The following is a 16,927-nucleotide window of genomic DNA, read 5'->3' as shown; positions in this document are numbered from 1 at the left end:
GTGGATATACAAAAAATCCGACCTGATAGTTCAGGTCGGATCTCATTGTGCGCCCCTCGGGACTTGAACCCGAAACCTACTGATTAAGAGTCAGTTGCTCTGCCAATTGAGCTAGAGGCGCTTACTTCGCTCTGACTAGTCCGTTTCCGGTTCATGTCGTTGCGACGTAGATAATCATAGGCAGAAGGCACCCAAAAAGGAAAATCGACTGCCCGCACCCTTGGAACCCTACAAACACCTAGTCAGATAGGACTTACCGGATCCCCTGGGGTCGCAGGGCAGGAAATTCGTTAAAATTTCCTGCGTGGTTTGAACCACATTCTGAATCGTCCTGCGGGAACTTATGAATTAATTCCACGAGATCTAGTGTTTAGTCATCTGCAGGCTCGGACCAAGCAAATAGCCCATGCTGAAGAAACTGATTCCTCGACTCTGAGAAATTATGGGTTCCAAAAGTGCAACGGATTCGAGAAGGGGAATATTTATCGGATTACACGCGCAAGATGAGGCCGCGGAAGAATCCAGCAAGGACAGTTCCGCAGAAAGGCTGGCGGCTCATCTAAAGCTAGTTTCGATTGGTTCCAGTTGGAACAGAAGACTATCCGGGCTATATTTTCCGACCCTGGCAACTACATGGATGTTGTCTCGGATGCCAATAGTGCCTGTGGGGCTCTCATTGGTGTAGTGCAGGTCGTTAGTGGTATTGACATCACGAAATTGGAAGCTTGGGCCAGGCGACCGGTTTTCATCAAAGTTCCCGGCAGCGATCAAGATGTCATACCGAGTTTTGTAGTTACCATGTTGCGCGAGAGCCCAAACGCTGGCATCGAATTCAATCAACTGGTCCTTGTACTTCGCTGCGAACTTTTCAACCACAGGACCGGAATCGCTCCCAGCCAGAAGCTCAGCTAAGTCTTTGCTGTTGTCCACGGTCAAGATTTCTTCTGCGGGTGCTGCACTTGGAACTTCGGTCAGCAACGAATCACCGGACGGCAGCTCTGCGTCTATCACTTCCGCGGTCGCATCGATTATTGGTTCTTCATTTGATTGCTCCGATTCACGAGCAACTGGCGCAATTGGTTCTTGTTCATTTCCACTTTCGAGAACGGCCATGACACCAATAAAAATAAATAACGCGGCCATACTTCCGCCAAGAACTACCATCGCTCGTCTAGACAACTTGCGCTTTGGGCGACGGAAGGTAATTTGAGTTTGGAGTCGTCCGCGCTTTTCCTCTACGAGTTCCCACCCTTCACTTGTCCACTTCGAAATCGCCCTGGACTCCGCGCCTCGGATCGTTTTCACGATTTTAGAGTGGTAATCAATTTCCGATTCAGACATTTCGCCCCCATAGGTACTAACTCTGCACTTCTCCAACTGCCGTGATTCTAACTGTGAGCTTCAACTATTCGTTATTTATGAGGATAAATACGCAGAAACATTCCGTAGCCACCAGAAGCAAACGCGGGTTCGGCTCGTACTTCCACTTTCTCCGTCTTTTTGGCGACAGCTCCTTCACCTACTCTTACTGACCGATGCGGTGCCCGTTCAGCGGGTTCGACTTCGCGGTGACCTTCCATCCATGCCAAGATTCCACCTTTCAGGAACAGCGCGGCAACGCACACGCCAAGTATCACTTAGGCGTGCTTCGGGAGCTTCTGCCTGGGCCGACGCAAGGTAATTATCGTTAACAGCAGCCAGTGCCATTACCTCGGCTACTTCCCAGCCTCTTTTTGTCCAGTTTGAAATGGTGATGGATTCTGTGCCTCGAAATTCCCGCAGGACATTGATTTGGTATTCACGTTCTGGCTCGGGCATGGCGCTCCCCCATAGTCGTGGTCCGCTGTTCATTCCTCTCTGCCATGAGCCAAACGATGAACGGCTAACGAGCGTTGAGGCTGGGGCAAATGAGGGGACGATCAAAGTCGGCCGTGAGAGAAGAAATCCGACCCCAGGTTTACGGCCCGCATTTCAGGGCTAGGTGCCGAAGTTTGATCCGGGTACGCAAAAAGGCCGGACCGAAGTCCGACCTTTCTCACTGTGCGCCCCTCGGGACTTGAACCCGAAACCTACTGATTAAGAGTCAGTTGCTCTGCCAATTGAGCTAGAGGCGCCCGCTGCGATGTTCTAGAAGCTTTTTATGCTTCGCGCTTTCGCAACGAGATAAAACTTTACCAGCTTTCGGCGAGAGTGCAAAACGAGAGGGGCCCTCCGGCCGGTGACCTTCGTTACAGCAGATGACTTGGGGTTATTTCCATAGGCATCTCCTGCTTTATACAGTGAACCCATGAACAGCCAACGCACGGTTTCCTTTCCCACTCAAGAACTCCTCGACGCTGTCGGCGAGCTGCCACGCAACCTCAAGCCAGTTATTTGGGACTTGGTCAACGAGCCATCCACGAACCTGGAGGAGATCGACATAGCGATCTTCCCTTATATGGCTTCACCGCACAGCCTGCGCAACATCGATCGGGCGCCAAACGTCAGCCACGTTCAAACGCAGACCACCGGCTACGACGGACTGGTTGATCTCGTTGGCGACCGGGCAAGCATCACCACGGCCGCCGGGGTGCACGCCGCAGCCACCGCAGAGATGGCACTAGGGCTGGCCATCGCATCACTGCGGGGCTTCCCACAGGCGGTACGCGACCAGCGCGAAGGGGCGTGGAACCCCATGCAGTGGCCCGGCTTGGCCGATCGCACGGTGGGCCTAGTAGGCGTCGGCGGCATTGGCGAGGAGATCCGCAAACGCTTGGATCCCTTCGAGGTGAACCTGCTGCGCTTCGGTTCCCGCGCCCGCACCGACGCGCACGGCCAGGTGCTCTCCATTGACCAGCTCTCCGCACACGCCGGTGAAATCGAGGTGCTGATTCTGATTGTTCCGCTGAATGACTCCACGCACCATCTGGTGGATGCCCAGCTGCTCGCCAAACTTCCCGACGGAGCACTGGTGGTCAACGTGGCCCGCGGTCCAGTGGTGGACACCGATGCGCTGGTCGCCGAAGTTTCCTCCGGCCGGCTGTCGGTGGCCTCGGATGTTTTCGAACCAGAGCCGCTGCCGGCGGACCACCCGCTGTGGCAATGCCCGAACGCGTTGATCTTGCCGCATAACGGCGGAAACACCGGCGCCTTCTTCCCGCGGATGGTGCGCCTGCTCAAAAAGCAGCTCCCGGCCTGGTCCGAAGGCGAACTTGGCCAGAACGCTGTGCATCAGATCACTAGTTAATGCTTTTTAGCTAACAATTTGATTCCACTTAGCGGCACCCCGAGAGTTACTGGGGGTGCCGCTAGCGGCGTGCGCTATCTTTGATAAATACCCAAACCGTTTACCGCCGCGAAAGCCGCCGGTTCACCGCGGCTGGGAACCGAAAGCAATCAAGAGGAAGTCGAGCCACAACCGTGCCTTCGAAGCAACAACATCTCGTGACGCGACGCTTGCTGCTCACTGGATCGCTCGCTGCGACAACACTGGCGTTGGCTTCCTGCACCTCTAAGAACGGTGAAGGCGTAGCCTCCGCCAGCCCGTCGGCAAGTGAACCTGCAATTCCGCGTACCCTGCGTCTGGCAGCTTCCGCTCCCCCGGTGTCGTTGGATCCCGCATTGGCCAATGACAACGAATCCTTCCGCATCACCCGCCAGATCTACGAGACGCTGATCTCCATCGATGCGAATACCGGCAGCCCCATTGCCGGCCTCGCCGAATCATGGACCGAGAGCGAAGACGGGCTGCGCTATACCTTCGCGCTGCGGCGCGGGGTGCGCTTCCACGACGGCAGCGAATTCAATGCCGCAGCCGTCGTGGCGAACTTCAACCGCTGGGTCAAGCTGCCCAAGGATCTGCAGCTGCGCTCCAGCCAGGGCTTCATGCACGTCTTCCACCACGAAAAAGACATTCCCAAGCTGCCTACCGAGGCGGAGCTGAAGCTCAAGCTGGACCAGGGCACCACGGTCACCGAGGAGCAGAAGGCGGCCGAGACCCAGCGCCTGGCCGAGCTGGAGAAGCTCAAGGCCATTTACGCTCAGGACCTATTCACCGGAAAATCCCTCGGCGGCAGCGCAAGCTATTTCGCCGGAGTCGAGGCCACGGAGCCATACGTTCTCACCTTGAAGCTGCGTCGACGCCGTGCCGGGCTCATCGAATCGCTCACCCTGCCGGGGATGGCGATCGCCGCACCGGATTCGCTTACCGGAGGCCCGAAAAGCAACCCGAGCGAAGCGCTGCTCACCGCGCCTTCCGGCACCGGCCCCTACAAGTTCGTATCCAACGACGAGGGCACCGTGAATCTGGAGCTCTTCGCCGACTATTGGGACAAATCAAAGCTCAGCAACAACCCGAACCATCCAGAAGTAGTGGTGGTTTCCCCGGTCCCCTCCCCCTACAACCGCGAAAGCGCGCTGATGGCGGAGGAAATCGACGGCTTCGACATGGTTTCGGTCGATATCATGCGTACCTTGGTGCGCAACGCGAAAGTCGTCGTGCAGCGCGACCCGTTCTCGGTGCTGTATCTCGGACTGGATCACCGCAACGAATGGCTGGCCAAACCCGAATTCCGCATGGCCATCACCCACGCGGTCAACCGTGGACGGTTGGCCGACAACCTCTTCCTGCAGGGTTCCAAATCCGCGCAGAGCATCCTGCCGCCGGCCTTCGGCGTCCCGGATCCGGAGGGCACGCTGAACCACAGCTCCGATAAGGCCAAGCAGCTGCTGGCGGACATCGACTACAAGGGCGAAATCATCGAGTTCGCCTACCCGCTGCGGGTCTCGCGAAACTACCTTCCGCTGCCCGAGCGCACCTTCGCCCAATTGGCCGAAGACCTGGCTGCGGTCGGCATCCGGATCAAGCCACGCCCCATTGCGTGGACCGACGGATATGTGGATACGGTGCGTTCGGAGGAATTCAACGGGATGCACCTCTTGGGCTTCTCCGGTGGCTATCGCCTGGAAGATGACTTCATCTCCGGAATTCTCGACGCCAAGGAGCATGAGTTCGGATACACCTCCAAGTTACTTGACTCACAGGCCTTGGCTGCCCGCTCCTTGCCTCCTGGCGAGGAACGCACGGCGGCCATGACTGCCATTTTGGCCACGCTGAACACCGATCTACCGCTGGTCCCACTGGTATTTCCGATTTCCGCCTTGGCCTTCAACCCGAATGTCACTTACTATCCTTCTTCGCCCATGCTCAATGAGAGCTATCTGGACGTGCAGATGACTAACTCACCCGCACTTTCCAGTTAAGGATTTTTAACCGGTGGTCTACTAGGTCTAGTCTGTAGTAGAGCAAAGTATCACTGTCGATGGAGATCCTCGTGCCTTCTGAAACGTCAACCGAATCTTTTGACGTAGTACTAATCGGTGCCGGCATCATGAGTGCCACCCTTGGCACCATGATCAACCAGCTGGAACCAACCTGGTCTATTGGTCTTTTCGAAAACCTCGACAAGGCCGGAGAGGAATCATCCTCACCATGGAACAACGCAGGTACCGGTCACTCGGCACTGTGCGAACTGAACTACGCCCCGGCCAAGGCCGACGGAACCGTTGACCCAGCCAAGGCAATCGGCATCAACGAGCAGTTCCAGGTATCCCGCCAGTTCTACTCGTGGGCAGTTGAGAACAAGCGCGTTGCAGACGCGGATTTCATCAATGCGCTGCCGCATATGTCCTTCGTCATTGGCGAGGACCACTCCAAGTACCTCAAGGCGCGCTATGACGCGCTGAAGCCGAACGCATTGTTCGGCGAAATGGAGCACACCACCGATCTAGACACCATCAACGAGTGGACTCCGCTGGTCGCCAAGGGACGCGACGCCTCGCAGAAGGTTGCCGCCTCCCGCGTGGCCTCGGGCACCGACGTGGACTTCGGCCGCCTGACCAAGGATCTGACAAACTCGTTGAGCGCCGCGGGCGCCTCGGTGAACTACGGCCACAAGGTCAAATCCCTCAAGCGCGATGGCGCCGGCTGGGAAATCACCGTCAAGGACAACGCCAGCGGCGCCGTGAAGACAGTGAAGGCCAAGTTCGTCTTCGTCGGCGCGGGCGGCGGCGCCTTGTCGCTGCTGCAGAAGTCCGGCATCGATGAGATCAAGGGCTTCGGCGGCTTCCCGGTCTCCGGCCAGTTCCTGCGCTGCACCGATGAAGCGGTTATCAACCAGCATCATGCAAAGGTCTACGGCCAGGCTTCGGTTGGCGCCCCGCCGATGTCCGTGCCGCACCTGGACACCCGCTTCGTTGACGGCAAGCGTTCGCTGATGTTCGGCCCGTACGCCGGCTTCTCGATGAACTTCCTGAAGTCCACCGGGCAAATGGACTTGCCGCTGTCGCTGCGTCCGCACAACATCATCCCGATGCTTGCCGTGGGCAAGGACAACATGTCGCTGACCACCTACCTGATCAAGGAGGTGCTCAAGTCGCGTGCCAAGAAGGACGAGGCCCTGGCCGAGTACTTCCCCGCGGCAGATGGCTCACAGTGGGAGCTGATCACCGCCGGCCAGCGCGTCCAGGTCATCAAGAAGGACGCCAAGAAGGGCGGTGTCCTGCAGTTCGGCACCGAGGTCATCACCTCCTCGGACGGTTCGATCTCCGGTCTGCTCGGCGCCTCCCCTGGCGCCTCGACCGCGACCCCGATCATGGTTGGCCTGCTTTCGCGTTGCTTCCCGAAGCAGTTCGCCGGCTGGGAAGCGAAGCTGAAGGAAATGATCCCTTCCTATGGCACCAAGCTGAACGAGAACCCGGCGCTCTACGCCGAGGTCAAGGCTGCTACGGATAAGAGCCTGGAACTGATCTAGACAGCCGAGGCAAGGCCCGGTTTGCTTCCTGCCGCCTAACGGCCAGGGAAGCGAACCGGGCCTTTGTCATTTTGCTAACGCGGTGACCTCGATGGCCAGCGGGGATCGCAAGGTCTGCAGCACCACGCAATATTTTTCCGTCGCCTCGATCAGCTGCGCTATGTCCTGCTCGCTGGCCTCGGTGTGCAGCTCGAAGGACAACTTGATCGAGCTGAATCCCACCGCGGCTTCGGGGTCCAGCCCCAAGGTGCCGCGCACATCCAGCACACCGCTCGCGTGGACGCTGCCGGCAACGCTCAGCGAGCGGTTGATCGCGACCGCAGCCAGGGTGACCCCGGCACAGGCCACCAACGCCTGCAGGAGCAGATCCCCCGAACAGGCCAGCGTCCCATCCCCGCCGGTGGACGGGTGCAGGCCGGCGCTCACCAGCGCCTGACCGGTTTGCACCGAACAGGAGAGTCCTTCTTCTCCGAGAGTTCCGGTGGCCTCCAATACGATGCTTCCGGCTTGCGGCTGCTCGCGGTAAAGCTGTTTCAACGGCCGCTGCACGCTGCGTAAAGTGTCCCGATCCATGGCCGTCCTACCCATCTGCGAAGTTCCGTGGGGCATTCCCATACACCGAGTATGCGCTCGAATCCCACTATGGGACCCGATCAGTTGGCAGTTTTAGCACCTGCTTGCTGGCAGCCGTAATTCGTTACGTCAGGATCGCCGTTCCGTGTACTTGAATCTTTGAGGCCCTTGGAGGCCCTTACCAGCTCGCAATCCCCATAGGTATGGAGGCCGGAGGGAAAATTCTGCGTCGCGATCCTATCGGTGAAGATCCCAAAATGATCAATCAGGCTATCCAGATATAGAAACCCAGAAAGAAGTCGGCCAAGGACAGCGGCTGTGCTCGCACTGCTTTCTTATTCACTGTTATACCCAAGCACCGCGCGGCACCTACCGTCAAAATCCACAAAACACTAGGGTGAGAGCGCAATCCCTACCTCATTGCCAGAGCCAATTACAAAGTCCAGTAGTGCAGGTCCGATGATCTGGCACCCCTGAGACCTAGGCTGAGTGCCTTTTACCCTGCTTTCGCCAAGGGCCCGCCACACGAAATGACAACACCGGCGGGTGCTAGAACCGAAAGGGAAAGAGCCCCCCAAAAAGAATGTTCCCGCCACTGTGACTCTGGCTAGCACTGCACGTCATCTATCGAAGATTAATTCGCTGCCGTCGGAAAGGTTCTGGTCTGTGCGCAGGAATAACCGCCAAACCGCAACGCAACGAAGCTTAAAACTATGAGTGCGAAATTCCATGAAATTCTCATCACGACCTACGCCCGCTTCCAATCTACCTACGCGCATATCTGCATTTTGTGAGCGAACGGTGTCATAATGTAAATATGGGAACGATTAGTACCGCGCAAGAACTGGGGCGAGCAATCCGTGGCGCAAGGATTCAAAGCGGATTGAGCCAGCAGGGGCTTGCAAACAAAACCGGGCTTTCCCGAAAATTCATCTATGAGCTTGAATCCGGCAAAGAGACAGCTGAGCTTGGCGCTTCGCTTAGAGTTGCCGACGCCTTGAACATCCGCTGGGCCGCCCCTGCTCCGACGCCTCAGGCGATCCTCGACGAGGCGGCCCGCGATATTGCCCGCGAGCTGTCCTCCGGTGACAGAGAATTCGCTTTACGAATTGCAATGGATTCATTGAAGCAATTGAAAATGATGAAGCCGGAGCACCTCAAGAAGCCCGGCCCCACCGGAAGCGAACGATTTGATGCTTTGCTTGCAGCGGGCGCGCGAATCGCCCTTGAAGGCGTTTCTGCACAAAAACCTCGGTGGGGTGTAAAACTGCAGGACCCTTGGTTTCCAGGTAGTGACACGCGGAGCATGAGCGACGCATTCAGAGAACTGACAATCAAGCGCACCCCGAAGACATTGGCTGATTTTAATATTTTCCTCAAAGATAATTCGCTGGAGATGGCGTGAGCAAAGACTTCACCATCTATGAGATTCGCGAACTGCTTGGCGAGCTTGGGAGCAGGCTGCGTGCCAAGGGAATCACCCCGACGATCCGACTGGTCGGCGGGGCGGCCATCGCCTTCACGGGAAACGATCGTCGGGTGACCCAAGACATTGATGCCTCCTATACACCCCCAGCCGACGTTGAACGCGTCATTGAAGCAATGGCCCAGGAACGCAATCTTCCCTCCGGGTGGCTGAACTCCAGCGCGACCGCTTTCATCCCCGCAGGAGCAAAATGGGTCAGTATCAACCTTGGCGACGGGCTCGAGGCATATATCGCTTCGCCTGAAACGCTGCTTGCCATGAAGCTGAGTTCAGCACGAGATCGGGACATGCCCGACCTCAGCTTCTAGCTGGAAAAGCTGGGTATTCAAAACGTAGATGCGGCCACGGAAATAGCCGCAGAGCTCTATGGCGGCGATGACGTCGCATATTCTAGGACGAGCCGCGAAGATGCTCCTATCGTTGCCGAAGAAGCCCTAAACCAGAAGCGAAAAAACGAACCTAACTAGGCGTTGGCCCTCCGCGGCGGCGACCTTCGTGGATCTACGAAGGTTGCGAAACTTTGAGGACCCCTCCAACGAGCATTCATATTCGCAACGTTCCTGCCTACCTCATGCCCCAAGGAAACGGCTCCAACGAAGCTCCTCCTAGTCGGGCTGACCATCCAAGGGCGCTTGGTGCGATCCCAGCCGAAACGGAGTTCCGCGGTGAACTTCGGCTACCCCATGCCACGGCCATCGGTGGCGCTCGCGGAAATGATGCGGCCCCTGAGTAAAAAGCCGTTCTCGATGGCCAATAATCCACGTACAGCCTCTAACTCGATTTCCCGGTTCGTCCCGACCCACTTCCGTCTAAGATTGGTGGGCGCCGCAGCCAAAGTTCTCGGGCCGAAGTCACCATCACACGCTCGGCGCACGTCTGCGAGACCCTGCGGACTCAGTGCGAGGTGCAGGCCTTGTCCTGCGGCGGGACAACGTGGACAACGCGCCAAGCAGAGCCAGAGTTCTACAAGCGCATTTTCCTTCCATACGACGCTGGCACATGGTTCCTCAAGGCATGGCGCGGAGAACAGTAGACGCCCCAAAAACTAGCTGCCGCATCCGGCGCCGCTGCTGCAGGCAACTCCGGGGTAATCCATTCGGATGATTTTTGCGTGCTTAACATCTCTCGGTGACTGTTGAGCAATGACAACCAACTAAAGTTGTGCTCAGCCCCTCCCACTGCGACACAGCTAGGACCACACACGCATGCAGCGCTTGGCCATCTTGTCTTTGAAGAACCGGGCGCTCATCGCGCTCATCACGATCTTCGCCGCCGTTTTCGGCGTGATCTCCATGGGATCGCTGAAGCAGGAACTGATCCCCGCACTGGAGTTCCCGCAGATCTCCGTGATGGCCACCCAGATGGGCGCCAGCCCCGAGGTGGTCGACGAACAGGTCGCCGCCCCGTTGGAAACCGCGCTGCAGGCGGTCGAGGGCCTGGAATCCTCCACCGCCACCTCGCAGACCGGATTCACCCGCATCGCGCTGACCTTCGAGTACGGCACCGATATGGACCGTGCCCGCGCGCAGGTGGAACGCGCGATCTCCAACGTGAAGACCCAGCTGCCCGAAGACGTGGAACCCACGGCGCTGGCCGGCTCCATTGCCGACCTTCCGGTGCTGATGCTCGCGGTCTCCTCGAACGAGTCCCTGGAAGCGCTGAACGATGATGTGGAACGCATCGCGCTGCCTAAACTGCAGAAGATCGACGGGGTGCGTGAAGCCGCAGTCTCCGGCGGCGCTTCCCAGCACATCGCGGTGATCCCGGACGACGACAAGCTCAGCGCCGCCGGGCTGAGCGTTGCCGACCTGAAGGACGGCATCGAGAACGCCGGCTCCCCCATGCCGGTGGGCAATATGGACGTCGACGGGCTGCAGCTTCCGGTCATCGCCGGATCCTCCCCAGATACCCTGGCTGCGATCGAAGAGATTCCGCTGGTGACCGACAACGGCCCGGTGCTGCTCAAGGATCTCGCCGAGGTCTCCGTGCAGGCCGACGAGGCCACCAGCGTCACGCGCACCAACGGGGATGAGACCCTGTCCATCCAGGTCACCAAGACCCCGGACGGGGATACCGTCGCGATCTCCCACGCGGTCACCGCGATGATCGCGGATCTGGAGGCCGAGCTCGGCCACAAGGCGACGATGACCACCATCTTCGACCAGGCACCCTTCATCGAGGACTCCATCAGCCACCTGGCGCTGGAAGGCGCCCTGGGCCTGGGCTTCGCCGTGCTCATCATCCTGATCTTCCTGTTCTCCGTGCGCTCCACGCTGGTCACCGCGATCTCCATCCCGCTGTCTCTGATGGCCACCTTCATCGGCATGAACGTGTTCGGGTACACGCTGAATATGCTCACCCTGGGCGCGCTGACCATCTCCATCGGCCGCGTGGTGGATGACTCGATCGTGGTGATCGAGAACATCAAGCGCCACCTGGCCCATGGCGAATCCAAGGCCCAGTCCATCCTGCTGGCGGTCAGGGAAGTGGCCGGAGCGATTACCGCCGCGACGCTGACCACCGTGGCGGTGTTCCTGCCGATCGCCATGGTCGGCGGCATGGCCGGGGAGCTGTTCAGCCCCTTCGCGATGACCATGGCCATCGCCCTGCTCGCCTCGCTGCTGGTCTCGCTGACCATCGTTCCGGTGCTCGCCTACTGGTTCCTGCCGCACCGCCCGGGAACCGGGGCGACCCGCACCGTCCACGTGGCCGAGGACAAGTCCTGGCTGCAGCGCGCCTACGTGCCGGTGCTCAACGGCACGCAGAAGCACCCGGTCATCACGCTGCTGGCCTCCGTGCTGATCCTGGCCGGCACCGTGGCGATGACGCCGCTGCTGAACACCAACCTGCTCGGCTCCACCGGGGAGAACTCGATCTCCATCACCGCGAAGCTGCCCTCGGGCACCGCGCTGGAGACCACCTTGGCCGAGGCCGAAAAGGTGGAAGCAAAGCTGCAGGACATCGAGGGCCTGGAAGATGTGCAGATGACCGTGGGCACCGCCAGCGGCATGGCGGCGATGTTCGCCTCCGGCGCGGACACCGCAAGCTTCACCGCGATCACCGACCCCGATCGCGACCAGGAGGCGCTGAGCAATACGGTCCGCGAACAGATCCAGGGCCTGGAGTTGTCCGAGGATGTCACCCTGAGCTTCGGCTCCAATTCCTCGGCGATGATGTCCAGCGACGTCACCGTGGAGGTCAAGGCCCCGAATGAGGATATTCTGCGCGAGGCCACCGAGAAGCTGCGCGAAGCGCTGGCCGGCACCGAGCATGTCACCGGCATCGCGGACAACCTCTCGGCGGAACGCGAGCAGGTCTCCATCGATATCGACGCGGACAAGGCAGCCGAGGCGGGGCTGACCGAGGCGCAGCTTTCCGGTCTGGTCGCCTCACAGGTCTCCGCCGTCCCGGCGGGCACCCTGCGCCTGGACTACACGGACATGACCGTGCAGATCGGCGAGCCCATGGATCTGAACGGGCTGAACAAGCTGCGCGAACTGCAGATCCCCACCGCCGCCGGCCTGGTGCAGCTGCAGGATTTGGCGACGGTGGAACGCACCAAGGTCGTCCAGCAGGTCACCACCTCCAATGGCGAGCGCATCTCCACCCTCACGCTGACCCCGGCGGAGAACATGCTTGGCAAGGTCTCCACGGACGTCACCGAGCGCCTCGACTCGGTGGATTTGCCCGAGGGCGCCAGTGCCGAAATCGGCGGCGCGGCCACCGAGCAGGCCGAATCCTTCAACCAGCTCTACCTCGCCTTGCTGGCGGCCATCGCGATCGTCTACGTGATCATGGTGGCTACCTTCAAGTCGCTGATCCAGCCGCTGATCCTGCTGATCTCCATTCCGTTCGCCGCTACCGGGGCCATCGGCCTGCTGCTGATCTCCGGCATCCCGCTGGGGCTGCCTTCCTTGATCGGCATGCTGATGCTGGTGGGCATCGTGGTCACCAACGCGATCGTGCTGATCGACCTGATCAACCAGTATCGGGCCGATACCCCCGAGCGGCCGGCGATGGCGCTGAATGAGGCCATCATGCAAGGTGCCCGCCAGCGTCTGCGCCCGATTCTGATGACCGCGCTGGCCACCATCTTCGCGCTGATCCCGATGGGTCTGGGACTCACCGGCCAGTCCGGATTCATCTCGCAGCCGCTGGCCGTGGTGGTCATCGGCGGCCTGATCTCCTCCACCTTGCTGACCCTGATCCTGGTACCGGTGCTCTACCGCCTGGTGGAGTCGCGCAAGGAGAAGCGCGAGCTGCGCCGCGCGGGACGCAAGCACTCCACCGAGCAGCACACGGGAGCCCAGGATCTTGCGCTGGCCATGAACGGGGCCACCGCGAAGATCACCCCGGGGGCCAAGCAGGTGCCGGTGCAGGCCAAGGACAAGAAGCAGGCCAAGCCCGAGCCGAAGGTGGCGGACGCCAAGCCGGCGGATCCGGTTAATCCCAAGGCGATTCCGGGCCAGGTGGTCAATCCGCTGACCGGCCAGATCCCCGTCTCCCGCAAGGAGCGCCGGGCGTTCGAGGAATTGATGAACAAGGCGGCCCAGGAGCCCAAGGACTAAGTTCTCCGGCGCCAAGCATTCGGGCCTGCAACCACTAGATGTGGTTGCAGGCCCGAATGCTTTTTTTGGTTGTGCAGACGCGCTGTCTTAGACCAGCGGCAGCTCGGTCAGGCAGGTGGCGTTTGTGCTGCCGGCGGTGGACACGGTGGTCTTCGCGGTTTTGCCTTCGTAGCTGAATTCCATATCCAGGATAATTCCACGCGGAACCCAGAGTCCAAGGAATCCATTGTCGAAGGTTTTTACGCCCTTCTCCACCAGCACCTCGCCGGTGTCGGCGTCAGTTGCCTTCACCTGGACTTCCTTTCCCGCCAGCTCCCCCAGACAGGTGGTCAGGCTGTGGAAATGGCAGCTGTGGGTCTGGCTCACATAGGGTGCCGCCGAAAGGTAGTACTCATCTTCCGGCATCGGCAGACCCGCGGTGCGTCCCGACGCATCGGTGAGCACCAGCTGGGCCGGCTGCACCGAGGCGGTGAAGTCGCCCGGCCGCTGCGCCACCGGCATCCGGTCGAGCCGATCGATCGCCGCCCTGGCATCGAGCCCGGCCAGGCCAAGCTCCGCGAGGAACTCCCCGGTGTCCTCGGCCGCAACCACCGTAGGCTCGGGCTGCGCGACGGGCGCCGGTGCAGTGCTGCACCCGGTCAACGCGGCCAGCGCGAGCACCGCGCCGGCCGCCGCGGCCACAATCCCGGCGCGCGCACCTTTGCTGCCTTCAAATTTTTTGGGCACGGTCAATCCCAACCTTTCTGTCTTCACTTCCTGGCTACAGCGTTTCAAGCAGCTGCTTCATCTCGTTGATTTCCTTGGTCTGGGAATCAACGATCTGCTTGGACAGGTCGATGGCCGCCGGGTAGCTTCCTTCGTTGATCTCGGTCTCGGACATCACCACGGCACCTTCGTGATGCATGATCATCTGCTCAAGAAAGAGCCGGGCAGCTTCGGACCCCGTTGCGTCCTCTAAGGCCTTGATCTCATCTTCCGGAACCATCCCGTCGCCGTGGTCCATAGCCCCGTGATCCATGCCCTCGGGCATGTTCCATTCGGAAAGCCAGCGGTCCATGCGTTCGATCTCCGGGCTTTGCGCCGCCTTAATCCGTTCGGCCAGGGCCACCACCTCGGCGGGAACCCCGGACTTGTCCAGCAGGATCTCGGACATGTCGATCGCCTGTTCGTGGTGCATCTTCATGCCCGAGGCGAACGCCATATCGGCGTCATTGGCCGATGGGGACTGCTCCATGGAATGCCCGGAATGCGCTTCGGAAGCCGAGGCGCTCGGCGCCGGAGTGCTTGATGGTTCCCCCGCGCAACCGGTGAGGGCGAGCATTGCGCCCAGTGCGAGGGCGCTGGAAAAGAAGGTCTGCTTGTTCATGGGTGATTCTCCTGATGAGTTCGGAACGTGAGCGGCGCCTGCCTGCGGCGGCGCCGGAACGAGCTGGCGGCAGGCCAAATGACCTGCCAAGCTCTCACGTTCTGCAGATCCCCAAGGCCGTCAGATCGGGTTTGCGCGGCGCGACCCCACGAAGCTTCGAAGCTGCGCGCAAGGTCCGCAGGAACACCGTCCGGGCCACAGCTACGGTATGCGGTGGCCGCAGGAACAACAGCATGATCAGCAGCGCCAAAACACAACCTGCGGCGGCCATCTCATGGCCCAGCGGGCAGTCGGTGCAGCCCTGCTCGGAGGGATGGCCCGGATCGGCTAGCGGAGCGTGGTGCATGGGCAGGGCTTCTGCCGAATGCGCCTGCGCCGGCGGGGCCGAGGAGTCAGCCGAGAGTCCATGATTCATCACGTGCATCGAGAACAAACCGAAAAGCACCGCGCTAATCAGCAACAGCGAGCGAACTATCGCCAGGCGGGGGTAGCTGCGCCCGCCGGCATTCGCCAGATGCTTGCCGATGTTCATGAATCCCAGCTTAGCGATGCCAGCCGAACTGCGCGAAACGTGACCGGATCAAGCTACAGGGCTGGAGTTCTCCCGATGCCTCCAGCTAGCTAAGCACCCCGAATCCATAACCAATTCGGCGCCATCGCCAAGAGCCCGATCGGTAGCCCGAGCAGCACCGCGCCCAAAGGACCAATAATTTAAGTTGCGCACAATTGAATTGCGTGCAATCATTATTTTATGGCAATAGTTGACGAAATGGTGTGCTTCTCCCTCTATTCGGCGAGCCGGGCAACCACCCGGGCGTACGCCGAACTGCTCGCCCCATGGCAGCTGACCTACACCCAGTACCTGGTGCTCGTTGCGCTGTGGTCCGAAGGCGATAAGCCGGTGCGCGAAATCGGCGAAATGCTCCAGCTGGATTCCGGGACCCTGTCCCCGCTGTTGCGCCGGCTGGAACAGAAGGAATTCATAAAACGCCAGCGCGATGAGGAAGATAGCCGCGTCGTCAACGTCAGCCTGACCCCCGCCGGAGAATCCCTGCGCAAAGAATTGGCGCATATTCCGGCGCAGATTGCTTGCGGCACCGGACTCCCGGATCTCCAGAGCGCGCAGGCACTGCTGGCAGCCCTGCACCGCATCACCACCTCCATGCAGGAAATCTCTTCTCCGGATCAACCCTCCGGAGAATAACTACAAGCTTTCACCATCATCGAAAGGCAGTTCCATGGAAACCCTATACACCGCAGAATCCCTGTCCTCCGGCCAAGGCCGCGAAGGCCGCGTCCAGACCCCCGATGGCAAGCTCGACCTGTCCCTGACCTCCCCGGCAGAACTGGGCGGCTCGGGAACCGGAACGAACCCGGAACAGCTTTTCGCCGCGGGCTACGCCGCCTGCTTCCACTCGGCCTTGAACGTGGTGGCGCGCAGCCGCAAGGTCAAGATCGAGGACTCCAGCGTGGGGGGGCGAGTCCATTTGAACCGCGACGGCGATGACGGATTCAAGCTGTCAGTTGAGCTGGAGGTCATCATTCCCGGCATGGAACCCGCACTGGCCCAGGAACTGGCCGATGCGGCCCACCAGGTCTGCCCCTATTCCAACGCCACCCGCGGCAACATCGATGTCTTGGTGAGCGTCAGCGATGACTAAGTCGCCGGCGGCGAAACCGCTGGGGTTCGCCCGGCACGGCGCACGCATTGGGCTCGGAGCATTCCTTGGCTTCGCCGGGGTCAGCCACCTGACCTTTGCCCGCGAGGAATTCCGCTCCCAGGTCCCGGACTTTGTCCCCTTGGATCCGGACCTGACGGTGATTCTCTCCGGCGTGGCCGAAATCGGGCTGGGGCTATCCTTGCTGGCGCTGCTCAAAAAGCGGGTAGCCGTGGGCTGGATTGCCGCACTCTTCTTCGTCGCGGTGTTCCCCGGCAATTTCGCGCAATGGCAGGAGGGACGCGACGCGTTCGGACTGGATACCGACGGGAAACGGCTCACCCGGCTGTTCTTCCAACCGGTGCTGATCGCGCTTGCGCTCTGGAGCACCGCCGCATGGCGCGATCGGGCGCAGCTCCGGTCCAAGGCATAGTTACAGCAACCAATTGCGCAAAGCGAGGTATCCGGCGGTGAGCCGGATACCT

General features: G+C 60.2%; 14 protein-coding genes and 2 tRNA genes. 9 read left to right on the top strand and 7 right to left on the bottom strand.

The annotated features are described in order from the left end of the window. Positions 1-48: 48 nt before the first annotated feature. From CQ019_RS16635 to CQ019_RS16625, 3 genes are all read right to left on the bottom strand, one after another. Positions 49-121 (bottom strand) — tRNA-Lys (locus CQ019_RS16635). 434 nt (positions 122-555) lie between these two features. After that, positions 556-1,341 carry a DUF4839 domain-containing protein gene (locus CQ019_RS16630; RefSeq protein WP_096288603.1) on the bottom strand — a complete coding sequence of 262 codons (786 nt, stop codon included), beginning with the start codon at positions 1,339-1,341 and terminating at the stop codon, positions 556-558. A gap of 700 nt (positions 1,342-2,041) precedes the next feature. After that, positions 2,042-2,114: transfer RNA gene (locus CQ019_RS16625), tRNA-Lys, on the bottom strand. Positions 2,115-2,287: 173 nt separating this feature from the next. Between CQ019_RS16625 and CQ019_RS16620 the strand changes: the two genes are divergently transcribed. The 3 genes from CQ019_RS16620 to CQ019_RS16610 all read left to right on the top strand — a co-directional run bounded on the left by CQ019_RS16620 (position 2,288) and on the right by CQ019_RS16610 (position 6,791). Further along, a complete protein-coding gene (locus CQ019_RS16620; protein WP_105570179.1) occupies positions 2,288-3,226 on the top strand; it encodes a 2-hydroxyacid dehydrogenase in 939 nt (312 codons plus the stop codon). A gap of 197 nt (positions 3,227-3,423) precedes the next feature. Continuing rightward, entirely contained in the window at positions 3,424-5,241 is a 1,818-nt protein-coding gene (locus tag CQ019_RS16615) for an ABC transporter substrate-binding protein (protein WP_105570220.1), read from the top strand. 59 nt (positions 5,242-5,300) lie between these two features. Next, positions 5,301-6,791 carry a malate:quinone oxidoreductase gene (locus CQ019_RS16610; protein ID WP_181148573.1) on the top strand — a complete coding sequence of 497 codons (1,491 nt, stop codon included), beginning with the start codon at positions 5,301-5,303 and terminating at the stop codon, positions 6,789-6,791. 66 nt (positions 6,792-6,857) lie between these two features. On the opposite strand, the gene CQ019_RS16605 is transcribed toward CQ019_RS16610, so the two are convergent. Next, a complete protein-coding gene (locus CQ019_RS16605) occupies positions 6,858-7,364 on the bottom strand; it encodes an OsmC family protein (RefSeq protein ID WP_105570178.1) in 507 nt (168 codons plus the stop codon). Between the two features lie 817 nt (positions 7,365-8,181). On the opposite strand from CQ019_RS16605, the gene CQ019_RS16600 reads away from it, so the two are divergent. From CQ019_RS16600 to CQ019_RS16590, 3 genes are all read left to right on the top strand, one after another. Continuing rightward, entirely contained in the window at positions 8,182-8,769 is a 588-nt protein-coding gene (locus CQ019_RS16600; protein WP_105570177.1) for a helix-turn-helix domain-containing protein, read from the top strand. Continuing rightward, positions 8,766-9,158, top strand: coding sequence for a DUF6036 family nucleotidyltransferase (locus tag CQ019_RS16595; protein ID WP_105570176.1), 393 nt, complete (start codon positions 8,766-8,768; stop codon positions 9,156-9,158). The genes CQ019_RS16600 and CQ019_RS16595 overlap by 4 nt, the downstream gene beginning before the upstream one ends. Before the next feature lie 897 nt (positions 9,159-10,055). Continuing rightward, positions 10,056-13,418, top strand: coding sequence for an efflux RND transporter permease subunit (locus tag CQ019_RS16590; RefSeq protein ID WP_105570175.1), 3,363 nt, complete (start codon positions 10,056-10,058; stop codon positions 13,416-13,418). 87 nt (positions 13,419-13,505) lie between these two features. Here CQ019_RS16590 and CQ019_RS16585 read toward each other — a convergent pair whose 3' ends face one another. The 3 genes from CQ019_RS16585 to CQ019_RS16575 form a co-directional block, all read right to left on the bottom strand. Next, a complete protein-coding gene (locus CQ019_RS16585; protein WP_105570218.1) occupies positions 13,506-14,144 on the bottom strand; it encodes a CueP family metal-binding protein in 639 nt (212 codons plus the stop codon). Positions 14,145-14,178: 34 nt separating this feature from the next. Then, positions 14,179-14,784, bottom strand: coding sequence for a DUF305 domain-containing protein (locus CQ019_RS16580; RefSeq protein WP_105570174.1), 606 nt, complete (start codon positions 14,782-14,784; stop codon positions 14,179-14,181). Positions 14,785-14,878: 94 nt separating this feature from the next. Beyond that, positions 14,879-15,316 (bottom strand): DUF6153 family protein, encoded by a 438-nt coding sequence (locus tag CQ019_RS16575; RefSeq protein WP_105570173.1) that lies wholly within the window; start codon positions 15,314-15,316, stop codon positions 14,879-14,881. Positions 15,317-15,535: 219 nt separating this feature from the next. On the opposite strand from CQ019_RS16575, the gene CQ019_RS16570 reads away from it, so the two are divergent. The 3 genes from CQ019_RS16570 to CQ019_RS16560 are packed head-to-tail and all read left to right on the top strand — an operon-like array spanning position 15,536 to position 16,875. Then, positions 15,536-15,988, top strand: coding sequence for a MarR family winged helix-turn-helix transcriptional regulator (locus tag CQ019_RS16570; protein WP_181148572.1), 453 nt, complete (start codon positions 15,536-15,538; stop codon positions 15,986-15,988). Between the two features lie 34 nt (positions 15,989-16,022). Next, positions 16,023-16,445: an organic hydroperoxide resistance protein gene (locus CQ019_RS16565; RefSeq protein ID WP_105570172.1), complete on the top strand. Its 423-nt coding sequence runs from the start codon at positions 16,023-16,025 to the stop codon at positions 16,443-16,445. Continuing rightward, positions 16,438-16,875, top strand: a complete 438-nt coding sequence (locus CQ019_RS16560) for a DoxX family membrane protein (protein WP_105570171.1) — start codon at positions 16,438-16,440, stop codon at positions 16,873-16,875. Before CQ019_RS16565 ends, CQ019_RS16560 begins: the two co-directional genes overlap by 8 nt. Positions 16,876-16,927 lie beyond the last annotated feature (52 nt).

The sequence above is a fragment of the Arthrobacter sp. MYb229 genome (assembly GCF_002975405.1).
Taxonomy (GTDB): domain Bacteria; phylum Actinomycetota; class Actinomycetes; order Actinomycetales; family Micrococcaceae; genus Glutamicibacter.
Note: the sequence above shows the minus strand (reverse complement) of the source record. Positions and strands in the feature narration are given on the sequence as shown.